We start from the raw sequence: 12,117 nt of genomic DNA, 5'->3' as shown, positions 1-12,117 counted from the left end.
ATGATTTGTTTTTGCGCCGAGCGATTCCCCTGGCGGCAGATATGGCAGAATCCGGTCGACTTCCTGACGTCCGGATCTGCAGACATGGCCTTTCGCGCGCTTCTTTATCGTCGTCCCACCGAGCCTTCGACCCTTGCCGTCAAGCATGGCTCGCAAATATTCGCTGTCCGTCTGCGCCGCCACCGGCGCGCGCGGCGCTACACGCTGCGCATTCACCCAAGCGATCGCGAAGCGATCCTGACCATGCCGCCGCGTGGCACGCTCGCCGACGCCAAGGAGTTCGCGCAGCGCCACGGTGCATGGATCGCCGCGCGTCTCGGTCGTCTGCCGAAGGCTGCGCCGTTCCAGCCGGGAACAATCGTCCCGCTGCGCGGTGCCCCGCATAAGATCGTCCATCGCGCCGGCGTTCGCGGCACGGTGTGGGTGGAGACCCGCGACAGCGGCGACAAGATCATCTGCGTGGCCGGCGAGGCGGAGCATATCGACCGCCGCGTCCACGACTTCCTCAAGCGCGAGGCACGCAACGATCTGCAAAAGGCGTCGACGCATTATGCCGCGACGCTCGGCGTCAAGGTCAAGCGGCTGTCGATCCGCGACCAGTCGAGCCGCTGGGGCTCCTGCACCTCGGCGGGGTCGCTGTCATTCTCGTGGCGGCTGATCCTGGCACCGCCGCATGTGCTGGACTACCTCGCCGCCCACGAGGTCGCGCATCTAGTCGAGATGAACCATTCGGTGCGGTTCTGGAAGGTGGTGGCGAAGATCTGCCCGGCCACCGAACGCGCCAAGACCTGGCTCGACACCCACGGCAACGATCTGCACCGTTACGGGATTGCGGAGTAGCGATCCGTGTCCCGGACGCGCTGCGGCATTCTTATGCCGCTGCGCAGATCCGGGACCGTATCAAACGCCGGTGCCCGTAACGGCCCCGGCTCTGCGAAGCAATACTTCGTATTGCATCGCGTCCGGGGCACGAGACCGAGCGTTTCTCGCTCTATCTCCCGAACAACCGTTCCGTCAGCCAGCCATCCAGTCCGCTCGCCGCTTCCGGCCGCACGTTTTGCGGCGGCGGGGATCGCGTCGCGGGATAGTTCGCCTGGGTCGGCGCCGCCGGCTGCGGGCGATTGCCCGTATAGACCGGCGCGCTCGGCACGTAGCCGCGCGCCGGCGCCTGCTGTTCCGGCGGCGGGAGTTGCGATTGCGGCGCTGCGCCGGGCACCACCTGCGACACCGTTTGAGCGACGCTCGCGAAGAAGCTGCTCGGCACGGCGCCCGGGATCGGCGCCGGCGTGATGCCCTGATGCGCGGCCTTCATGAAGCGGGTCCAGATCTCCACCGGCAGGCCGCCGCCGGTGGCCTTCTTGGTCGGCGAGTTGTCGTCATTGCCGAGCCACACGCCGGTGACCAAGCGCGAGGTGTAGCCTATGAACCAGGCGTCGCGGAAATCCTGGCTGGTGCCGGTCTTGCCCGCCGCCTGCCAGCCCGGCAGTTCGGCTTTCTTTGCGGTGCCTGTCAGCAGCGTCTCGGTCATCATGGTGTTCATCATCGCCACCGCGCGGGCGTCGATCACCGCTGCGGGCGTGTCGGCCGGGCGCTTGTAGATCACCTTGTTGCCGTCGACGGTGCGAATGCGCTCCACCACATGCGGCGAAACACCGAGCCCGCCATTGCTGAACGGCGTATAGGCGCCGACCAGCTCGGTCAGCGACACTTCCGAGGTGCCGAGCGCGATCGAGGCATTGGCGTCGAGCTTCGAGGCAATCCCCATCCGGTGCGCGGTGCGCACCACGCTCTTGGCGCCGACCTCGAGTCCCAGTCGCACAGCCACCGTGTTCAGCGACATCGCCAGCGCCTGGGTCAGCGTCACCGCGCCAAAATATTCGTGGGTGTAGTTCTCCGGCTTCCAGCCCTTCACGTCCAATGGCGCGTCCTGGCGGATCGTTTCCGGCGTCAGGCCCGCCTCAATGGCGGTGAGATAGATGAACGGCTTGAACGACGAGCCCGGCTGCCGCTTGGCGGTGACCGCGCGGTTGTACTGGCTCTCGGCGTAATTGCGGCCGCCGACCATGGCGCGCACCGCGCCGTCCGGCGTCATCGCCACCAGCGCGCCCTGCGAGACGTTGAACTTGACGCTCTTGGCCGCCAGTTCGTCGATAATCGACGCCTCGGCCACCGCCTGCAGCTTCGGATCGATCGAGGTCTCGACCACGATGCTCTGGTCGATTTGACCGACCAGGTCGTCGAGCACCTCGCCGATCCAGTCGGCGACATAGTTCACGGTGCCGGCGCCGACCGCCTTCACATTGTACGAGGCGTGCGAGGTCGAGGCCTGCGCCTGCGCCGCGGTGATGAAGCCGGCGTCCTGCATCGATGCCAGCACGATCTTCGCGCGCGCCTCGGCGCCTTCCGGGTTGCGGTTCGGCGCCAGCCGCGACGGCGATTTGACGAGGCCGGCCAGCATCGCCGCTTCCGCCACCGTCACGTTCTTGGCCGACTTGCCGAAATATTTCTGCGCCGCGGCTTCCACGCCATAGGCGCCGGAGCCGAAATAGACCCGGTTGAGATACAGTTCCAGGATCTCGTTCTTGGAATGCTTGCGCTCCAGCCAGAACGCCAGCTCCATCTCCTGCAGCTTGCGCTTCATGGTGCGTTCCTCGGTGAGGAACAGGTTTTTCGCCAGCTGCTGGGTCAGCGTCGAGCCGCCCTGCGACACGCCGCGATGCGCGATGTTGGCCACCGCGGCGCGCGCGATGCCCAGCGGATCGACGCCGTAATGCGAATAGAACCGGCGGTCCTCGATGGCGATGAAGGCCTTCGGCAGATACGGCGGCAGGTCCTTCAGCGCCACATTGGTGCCGGCCTGTTCGCCGCGCGTGGTCATCACCGTGCCGTCATAGCCGACGATCTGGATGGTCGGTGGCCGCTTGGGAATTTCCAGCGACTGGATCGGCGGCAGATGCGCGCCCACATAGATGATCACGCCGACCACGGCGATGGCGCCCCACAGCCCGAGCACCGCGCCCCAGTAGAAGGTTTTTCGGAAGAACGCGCCGATCCGGCTGTTGCCGCGCGCGCGGCTGGCCTTGCGCGGCTTTCGCGCGCCGCCGTCCGAGGATTTTCGCGGGTTCGCTTTCGGCGCGTCGTCGCCGCCCGAGACGCGATCGTCCGGCTTCAGCCGCAGCTCCGACAGCGAAGCTGCGAGCCCGAACACCGGCTCCTTGCGTCCGCCGCCTTTTTCTTCGCCATCCGCCACCGCGCTTGTTGCTGCCGGACCCTACTGTTCCCGGTTTAAAGCGCCGTTAAGCGGAGGTTAACGGGATGCAAATGCGGGCGGGATTGGTGCAGGCCACCCCGCACTCCGCCTGTTGTCCCCGCGGATGCGGGGATCCAGTAAACGCGGGCATTATGATGATCGCCAGCGCCTGCGTGTACTGGGTCGCCGCTTTCGCGGCGATGACAACCGAGCTCCGCTGCGCGTCGCATGCTGCACCGCGTCGGGTAAAAACAGCGCCGCGGTTCATCCTCGGTGCACGTAGCAACAGCATTGCTTCCCGCGCACTGACGTTCCTGTGATCGGCAATTGATCGCACGCCATTGTTCCTCGGGCCTTTGCGAGGAACGTAATTTGGTGCTTCTCATTGATAGCAGGCGAAACAAATCACCTGGAGGTCACATGAAGAAGATCATTCTCGCCACTGCACTCGCCACCCTGATGTCGGGTTCCGCTGCCTTCGCGCAGGCCAATCCGAATGCACCGCAGCCCGGTTCGACCGGCGCCGGCGTCAACCAGCCCGCCACCACGGGAACCGGAACCGCGGTCGACCGTCCCGATTCGATGAAGAAGGACGGCATGCACTCCACCAAGAAGGAAGGCATGGCCAAGGACGGCATGCACAAGGGCAGCATGAGCAAGTAAGTCGCGTCAGCGGAGAAGAAGCCGCGCTGGAAACAGCGCGGCTTCTTTTAGTCAATGCTCTCGTGTCCCGGACGCGGTGCAGCGTGAAACGCTGCTCCGCAGAGCCAGGACCCACATTTTTCAAAGGGAATGGACGCCGGATCTGCGGCGCACCACGCCGCAAGGGCGGCGTAGGGCGCCGCGTCCGGCGAACGATACAGCGGCACACGTTGCACTCACATCCCGAAAGTGGGTGCGGCGCTCATCCCGCCACGTCGTCCTCGATGATCGGGCCGAACAGCTCCCAGCGCTCGCCGTTGAATTTCATCATCTGCAGCTGCTTGTTGACGCGATAGTCGGTCGGCGAGGTGGTGATGCTCATGCCGGGCAGGCCGATATCGATCTTGATGTTGGACAGCGACGTCGCCTGCTTCATCACATTGGCGCGAGTGAGGTCGTCGCCGCAGCGCTTCAACACTTCGACCATCAGCTGCGCATTGCCGTAGCCATAGGTGTTGAAGTTCGAGTTCTTGTCGCCCTCGGGATAGTACTTCTCCATGAACGCCAGGTAGCGCTTCATGCCGGCATCGTCCTTCCATTGCGGGTCGGCCGGGTCCTTGCCGTAATTCACCGAGATCAGGCCTTTTGAGTTGTCCAGCCCCGCCGGCTGCAGCACCGCGCCCACCGAGGTGGCGTTGATGTCGACGATGTGTACCGGCTTCCAGCCGAGATCGGCGACTTTCTTGATCGCCTGCGCCGCGAATTTCGGCGTCGAGGCGCTGAACAGCAGGTCGGCGCCGGAGGATTTCAGCTTGACGATCTGCGAGTCGACGGTGGGGTCTGCCAGTTCGTAGGACGTGTCCGCCACGACCATGGTCGCCGCCTTGTCGCCGAGCCCGGCCCGGATGCCGGCGACGTAGTCGCGGCCGAGATCGTCATTCTGCCAGAGGATGCCGATCTTGGCATTGGGATAGTTCTTCAGGATGTACTTGCCGTAGATCCGGCCCTCGCTCTGGTAGTTGGGATTGTAGCCCATAGTCCATGGAAAGTTCTTGGGGTCGGTGAAGCGGGTTGCGCCGGTGGCGGCAAACAGTTGCGGCACCTGCTTCTGGTTGAGATATTTCTGCACGGCGGCGTTGGACGGCGTGCCGACGATCTGGAAGGTCAATAGTACTTCGTCGGATTCGACCAGTTTGCGCACCTGTTCGACGGCCTTGGGCGGCGAATAGGCGTCGTCATACTGGATCAGGTTGATCTTGCGGCCGTTGATGCCGCTCTGTTCGTTGATCATCTTGAAATAGGCGGCCTGGGTCTTGCCGATCGATGAATAGGCCGAGGCCGGACCCGAGAACGGCACTGTCTGGCCGATTTTTATTTCGCTGGCGGAGGCGCCGGGATCATATTTCGGTTCGGCGGCTGCCGGTGTGGCGAGCAGCGCAAGGCTTAATGCAGACGCGGCGAAGCAATGGAGATGCGATGCTCTCATGTGGTTGCCTTCCCTGATATGCGTCGACGTCATTCCATTGCTGGTGCCATCGTTGCCCGGAGTGTGGCGCAGGTGTTTTGCGAAGGCAAGAAGACAAGGAAGGTGTCGCGTTGCACGCGCTGCTGCCGCCTGCCGCTCGACCTGTCATCCCCGCGGATGTGGGGATCCAGTAGACGCGGGCGTCGCGGCTTCACGACCGATGCCGGAGATTTGTCGGGTCGCGCGCCTCCGCCGCCGATGACAGGCGGCCAAGGCGCGCAGCGTTGCGTCGAGCTACCCCAGCCAGACCGCGACCAGAGCCAGCGCCGCCGGCAACGCCTGGACCAGCAGGATCTTGCGGCTGACGCTGTAGGCGCCGTAGAGGCCGGCGACGATGACGCAGAGCAGGAAGAAGATCTTGATCTGCGATGCCACGGCGGCGACGGGGTGCAGCAGACCCCACAGCAGGCCGGCGGCGAGGAAGCCGTTGTACAGCCCCTGGTTGGCGGCGAGCACTGCCGATGCCTGCGCCTTCTCGCGCGTATTGCCGAAGGTCTTCAGGCCATAGGGGGTGGTCCAGAGAAACATCTCCAGCACCAGAAAATAGAGGTGCAACGCCGCCACCAGCGCCACCAGCGTGTTACCGATCATGGTCATATGAAGTCCCCCATTGCCGACCAATAGTGCACATCAGTCGGTGCGTGGTCCGACATAGCATGGCCGCGAGGCCTGCGTGTTCCCTATCTCTTTACCTAAACCGCCTCGCATCCTGTGTCAGATGCCGCATGGGTCTTGTCAAATCACCGGGGCGCGGTTCACATGCACCCAGTACGGGATAATTGATCGCTTCGTGCGGCGAGCGGCGTGCGGATTCCAGCATGAATCTTTCGACACGCCTGATGATCGCGATGACCGGGCTGGTGCTCGGCACCGCGGCGGCGGGACTGATCGGCTATCACAGCGTCGAGTCTTCGGTGGTGCCGCCGGCACTGGAGCGGCTCGGCACCCAGGCGCGCGCCCGGCTCGGCGTGCTCGACATCTATCTGAGCGGTCTGCGCAGCGACGTGCTCGGCATGCGCGCGGTGCCCTCCCATGACGCGCTGGTGCGCTCCATCCAGGCCGGAGGCAACGATCCGGTCGGCGGCACTGCGACCGAGGTCTGGCGCGAGCGCATCGAGCGCATCTATCTCGCGCAGCTGAAGGCCAAGCCGGCCATCCAGCAGTTTCGCCTGATCGGCCTCGCCGATGGCGGCCGCGAGATCGTCCGCGTCGACCGCTCCGGACCGGACCATTCCGCGCGCATTGTGCCGCAACAGGAGCTCGCGCCCAAGGGCGACCGTGGCTATTTCCGCAGCAGCATCATGCTGCCACCCGGCGAAGTTTACGTTTCGCCGATCGAGCTCAACCAGGAGCATGGCACGCTGGAAGTGCCGCACGTGCCGGTGATGCGCTTCGCCACGCCGCTGCACGACGCCGCTGGCCAGCCGTTCGGCATCGTCATCATCAACCTCGACCTGCGTCCGATCTTCGAACGGATCCGCGCCGCCATGGACGAGGATTCGCTGATCTACCTGGTCAATGCCGATGGCGACTTCCTGTTGCACCCGGACCCCGGCCATACCTTCGGTTTCGAGCTCGGCCAGCGCTACCGCTGGCAGGAGGAGCTGCCCGGGCTTGCCCGCGCGGTCGGCACCGCCGGGCGCGGCGCCGCGGTGGTCGCGGATCCCAGCGGCGCGCAGGTGGCGGTGGCGCTGGCTACTGCGCAGGTGGCTGATGGCCCGCGGCTCGGCATCATCGAGACCGATTCCTATGCCGTGCTGCTGGCTCCGGCCAGCGCGGCGCGGCGCTCCGACCTGCTCGCCGCCTGCGCCGCCGTGCTGCTCGCCATCCTGCTGGCGGTACTGTTGGCCCGATCGATGACAAGGCCGCTGATCGAGATCACCCAAGCGGTCGACCGATTCGCCGGTGGCGGGCCTATGACGGTGCCCCGGGGCTCACCGGCGAGGTCGGCATCCTTGCCGCCGCCTTCACCCACATGGCCGAGGGCCTCACCGAGAAGGCCGAGGCGCTCCGTCGCAAGTCGGAGATGCTCGACAAGACCATCGACAGCATGGCCGATGCGGTGCTGATGATCGACGCCGAGGGCGGCGTGCTGTTCGGCAATGCGGTGTGGAAGCGTTTGATCGGCGATGTGCCGCCATACGGCACGCCGGGCTGGTCCAGGGCCTTTGACCGCTTCTACCCGGATGGCGCCACGCCGATCCCGGCGGATGAGACCCTGCTCGGACGCGCCGCGCGCGGCGAGGATTTTGACAATGTCGAGATCTGTATCCGCCGGCCCGGCGAAACCCGCATGATCCGGCTGGTCGCCAGCGGGCGCGCCGTTACCGACGGCGCCGGCGAGCGGCAGGGCGCCGTCATCGTCTATCACGACGTCACGGCATCGCGGGAGACCGAACGGCAGTTGTACCAGGCCCAGAAGATGGAAGCGGTCGGCCAGCTCACCGGCGGCGTGGCGCATGATTTCAATAACATCCTCACGGTGATCACCGGCGGCATCGAGATGATCGCCGACGGGGTGCAGGATCGCCCCGAACTGGCCAAGATCGCCGGGATGATCGACGAGGCGGTGGACCGCGGCAGCGGACTCACGCATCAGCTGCTGTCGTTCGCTCGCCGGCAGCCGCTGCAGCCGCGCGCCATCGACGTCAATGCGCTGGTGCTGGACGCAACAAGGCTGCTGCGGCCGACGCTCGGCGAGCGGATCGAGATCGAGACCAGGCTGGTGCAGGGGCCGTGGCTGGCGCTGGCCGATCCGGTGCAGCTCGGCAACGCGCTGATCAACCTGGCGATCAACGCCCGCGACGCCATGTCGTCGGGTGGCCGACTCACCTTCGAGACCGCGAATGTGGTGCTCGACGAGGACTACGCGGCGCAGAACGCCGAACTCACCTCCGGCGCCTATACCATGGTGGCGGTCAGCGACAATGGCACAGGCATACCCGCCAGCGTGCGCGACCGGGTATTCGATCCGTTCTTCACCACCAAGCCGGTGGGCAAGGGCACCGGGCTTGGCCTCAGCATGGTCTATGGCTTCGTCAGGCAGTCCGGCGGCCACATCAAGATCTACAGCGAGGAGGGCGTCGGCACGACCATGAAGATCTATCTGCCGCGCGCCGTCGGCGCGGCCGATGCGCTACAGTCTGGAATGGCCCCGGAAATTATCGGCGGTCGCGAAACCGTGCTGGTGGTCGAGGACGACGATCTGGTCCGCCAGTACGTCATGACCAATCTGGCGGCGCTCGGCTATGCGGCGGTCGCCGCTGCCAGTGCATCGGACGCGCTGGCGCTGGCGGCGCACAGCCCACCGTTCGACCTGCTGCTCACCGACGTGATCCTCGGCGCCGGCGGCAATGGCCGGGAGCTGGCCAACGAGCTGGTGCGGCGGCAGCCGTCGCTCAGGGTGCTGTACACGTCCGGCTACACCGAGGATGTCATCGTCCACCACGGCCGCCTCGACCCCGGCCTGCACCTGCTCACCAAGCCGTATCGCCGCGCCGATCTGGCGCGGATGATCCGCCTGGTGCTGGGTGAGAAGGCCGTAGCGAAAGTCGCCGCGGAGAAGGCTTAGGGACTGCGCCACCTGGCGGATGGCCGCCTTCAGCCGCGCCAATCCGGCGCGGCTGAGAATACCACCGACGGCAAAGCCGGCTGACGCAGGCCCAAGCAAAACCGGTCGCGATCGCCCCGGCGGTCGCCGTGCGCGCACCATCCGATTGATACTGGGCGAAAAGTCCGACGAAAAGACGGGCTGCCGCTTCGTTCCGGTATAGGATCGTGCTGCTAGGTGGCGCATCGCATGGCCATGAGGTACTTTCGTCGCTCTGCTGCCGTCCAGGCGACCGGAGTTGAAGCATGCGATTGTCGGTGCGTCTCTCATTGGCGATGACCGCGCTCGTGCTGGCAGCGGTCGCTGCGATCGGTATTCTGGCCTATGTCAATATCGGCCGTGCGGTGGTGCCGACCGGCCTGACGGAGCTGGTCGGCAAGGCCAAGGCCCGGCTCAGCGGTTTCGAGTCGATCCTGCGCGTCGTCCGCAACGAAGTGCTGTCGGCCCGCAGTCTGCCGGCGCATCAGGGATTGATCCGGGCCGAGCGCAATGGCGGCGTCGATCCGCAGGATGGGCTCAGCGCCGACAAGTGGCTGCGTCATCTCACGGCCGACTACGTTGCGGTGATGGGTGCAAAGCTCGGCTTCGGAGCCTACCGCCTGATGGGGGTCGGGGGCGGCGGCCGCGAACTGATCCGGGTCGAGCGCCAGGGCGCCGATGGCGTCGTTTCCGTCGCGCCCCATGCCGAACTGACGCCGCGCGACCACGACCTGATGCGTCGCGCGCTGGCCGTGCCGCCTGACGAGGTCTATTTCTCGCCGATCCGCTTCGTGGCGCCGGGCGACAGCAGCGAATCGGTCGTACCGCGAATATCAGTTGCCGTCACGGTCCGGGATCCATCCGGTGATCCGTTCGCTGTGCTGGTGCTCGATTTCGATCTACGTCCGACGTTCGAGCGGATTCGCGCGGCGCTCGGTAACGACACCGAAGTCTATTTCGTCGACGCCAGCGGTCCCTATCTGCTGAATTATAGCGAAGGACGGATCGTAGCGGCCGAACCGGATCGCCGCTGGCAGGACGATTTCCCGAAGCTGGCCGACTCACTCGGCGACAAGCAGGGCACCGCGACCGTCTTTACCGCACCGGACGGTCGGCGGATCGCCGTGGCGATGGTGGTCGCGCCGCTGACCAGCGGCGTGCGTACCGGCGTGATCGAAACCCAACCGTTTGACAGGATTATCGCGCCGGCGATAGCGCTGCAAGGCACCGGCCTGATTGTCGCGCTGGTCGCCGTGATAGGTGCGGTGCTGCTTGCGGTGCTGCTGTCGCGCTCGCTGGCGCGGCCGGTCGTGCGGATCACCGCCGCCGTCGACGATTTCTCCCGGACCGGCCACCTCGTGGTGCCCAAGGGCCTCAGCGGCGAGACCAGCGTCCTCGCCTCTGCCTTTGCCCAGGCGGTCGGCAAGATCGAGGAGACGACCGCGGCGCTGCTTGGCAAGTCCGAGTTGCTCGACAAGATCATCGCCAGCATGGCCGACGCAGTCGTGGTGATCGACGCGGAGGGGCGGCGGGTGTTCGCCAATCCGACCTGCGTCGCGGTGTTCGGCGAGGCCGCCGAGATCGGCTCCGAGCGCTGGAAGATGAAATACAAGCGCTTTCTCGGCGACGGCGTGACGCCGATGCCGGAAGGCGAAAGCCCGTCGGTGCGCGCCCTTCGCGGCGAAAGCTTCGACAATGTCGAGCTCGGAATCCGGCATGGGGATCAGGCGCTGATCCAGCTCGCCGCCAGCGGCAGGCCGATCAAGAATGCCGACGGGTCGTTTGGCGGTGCGGTGGTCGTCTATCGCGACGTCACCGCGCTGCGCGAAACCGAGCGACAGCTTCGCCAGTCGCAGAAAATGGAAGTCATCGGTCAGCTCACCGGCGGCGTCGCCCACGATCTGAACAACATTCTCACGGTGGTCACCGGCGGCGTCGAAATGCTGTCCGACGGCGTGGCCGGTCAGCCCGCGCTCGAGCAAGTCGCCGAGATGGTCGACAGTGCCATCGGGCGCGCCGCCGACCTCACCAACGGGCTGCTGTCGTTCGCGCGCAAACAGCCGCTGCGTCCGCGCAGCATCGACGTCAATGCGCTCATCGCCGATACAGCGAAGCTGCTGGCCGCCACCCTCGGCGAGCAGATCGAGATCGAGATCGACCCGGGCCAGGGTCTGCGGCCGGTGCTCGCCGATCCCTCGCAACTCGGAAGCGCCTTGATCAACCTCGCCCTCAACGCGCGCGACGCGATGCGCGGCGGCGGCAAGCTGCTGCTGGAAACCAGCAATGTCGACCTGGACGATAGCTACGCGAATCAACACGACGAGGTCTCCGCCGGGCGCTATGTGATGCTGGCCGTCAGCGATACCGGCTCCGGCATCCCTGCAGCCATCCGCCACCGGGTGTTCGAGCCGTTCTTCACAACCAAGGACGTCGGCGAAGGCACCGGGCTTGGGCTCAGTATGGTGTATGGCTTCGTCAAGCAATCCGGCGGCCATATCGAGGTCTACAGCGAGGAAGGCCACGGGACCACGATCCGGTTGTATTTGCCGTGCGCCGCCGCACGGCAGCCGGAGGCCGATGCCACCGCGCCGCCGCCAGTACAAAGCGGTCGGGAGACGCTGCTGGTGGTGGAGGACGATCCGCTGGTGCGCAACTCCGTGATGACTCACCTCGCAGCACTCGGCTACACCGCCCATTCAGCCGCAACGGCGGCGGACGCGCTGACGATGGTCTATGGCGGCCTGGAATTCGATCTGCTGTTCACCGACGTGATGCTTTCGGGCGGCATCCACGGCCGGCAGCTTGCCGATGCGTTGCGCAAGTCGCGGCCGGGACTCAAGGTGCTGTTCACGTCCGGCTATACCGAGAACGCCATCATTCATCACGGCCGGCTCGATGCCGGCGTGCACCTGCTGTCGAAGCCGTATCGCCGGGCTGACCTGGCGCGGATGATCCGGCTGGTGCTGGACGAGAAGGTGGCGGAGGGCGTGTAGGGCGGCTGTCATTTCTGGATGCGGCAGACGGCGAGGCGCGCGGTTGTCCACTCTCGCACGCAGGCGGGGAGAGGGTGGCGCTCGCGTCAATCGGGATCGATCAAACCCTTGCGGGATG

At 65.7% G+C, this 12,117-nt stretch carries 8 protein-coding genes; 5 read left to right on the top strand and 3 right to left on the bottom strand.

The features are described from left to right. Entirely contained in the window at positions 1-840 is an 840-nt protein-coding gene (locus ONR75_RS31805) for a M48 family metallopeptidase (RefSeq protein ID WP_265080748.1), read from the top strand. A 151-nt stretch (positions 841-991) separates the two neighbouring features. Here ONR75_RS31805 and ONR75_RS31800 read toward each other — a convergent pair whose 3' ends face one another. Next, positions 992-3,250: a transglycosylase domain-containing protein gene (locus ONR75_RS31800; RefSeq protein ID WP_265080747.1), complete on the bottom strand. Its 2,259-nt coding sequence runs from the start codon at positions 3,248-3,250 to the stop codon at positions 992-994. A gap of 420 nt (positions 3,251-3,670) precedes the next feature. Here ONR75_RS31800 and ONR75_RS31795 point away from each other — a divergent pair, with 420 nt between their 5' ends. Further along, positions 3,671-3,913: a hypothetical protein gene (locus ONR75_RS31795; RefSeq protein ID WP_265080746.1), complete on the top strand. Its 243-nt coding sequence runs from the start codon at positions 3,671-3,673 to the stop codon at positions 3,911-3,913. Between the two features lie 241 nt (positions 3,914-4,154). Here the strand turns inward: ONR75_RS31795 and ONR75_RS31790 are convergent, their stop codons facing one another. Next, positions 4,155-5,378 (bottom strand): ABC transporter substrate-binding protein, encoded by a 1,224-nt coding sequence (locus tag ONR75_RS31790; RefSeq protein WP_265080745.1) that lies wholly within the window; start codon positions 5,376-5,378, stop codon positions 4,155-4,157. A 273-nt stretch (positions 5,379-5,651) separates the two neighbouring features. Next, a complete protein-coding gene (locus tag ONR75_RS31785; RefSeq protein ID WP_265080744.1) occupies positions 5,652-6,014 on the bottom strand; it encodes a DUF1304 domain-containing protein in 363 nt (120 codons plus the stop codon). A 221-nt stretch (positions 6,015-6,235) separates the two neighbouring features. On the opposite strand from ONR75_RS31785, the gene ONR75_RS32650 reads away from it, so the two are divergent. From ONR75_RS32650 to ONR75_RS31775, 3 genes are all read left to right on the top strand, one after another. Then, complete coding sequence (locus ONR75_RS32650; protein ID WP_320109678.1) at positions 6,236-7,486, top strand: cache domain-containing protein; 1,251 nt, start codon at positions 6,236-6,238, stop codon at positions 7,484-7,486. Next, on the top strand, positions 7,393-8,988 hold the full coding sequence (locus ONR75_RS32645; RefSeq protein ID WP_320109677.1) for an ATP-binding protein: 1,596 nt from the start codon (positions 7,393-7,395) through the stop codon (positions 8,986-8,988). Before ONR75_RS32650 ends, ONR75_RS32645 begins: the two co-directional genes overlap by 94 nt. 284 nt (positions 8,989-9,272) lie before the next feature. Continuing rightward, positions 9,273-11,999, top strand: a complete 2,727-nt coding sequence (locus ONR75_RS31775; RefSeq protein ID WP_265080743.1) for an ATP-binding protein — start codon at positions 9,273-9,275, stop codon at positions 11,997-11,999. Positions 12,000-12,117: the final 118 nt, after the last annotated feature.

It is taken from the genome of Rhodopseudomonas sp. P2A-2r (genome assembly GCF_026015985.1).
Taxonomy (GTDB): domain Bacteria; phylum Pseudomonadota; class Alphaproteobacteria; order Rhizobiales; family Xanthobacteraceae; genus Tardiphaga.
This window is presented reverse-complemented; position numbering and strand designations above follow the sequence as displayed.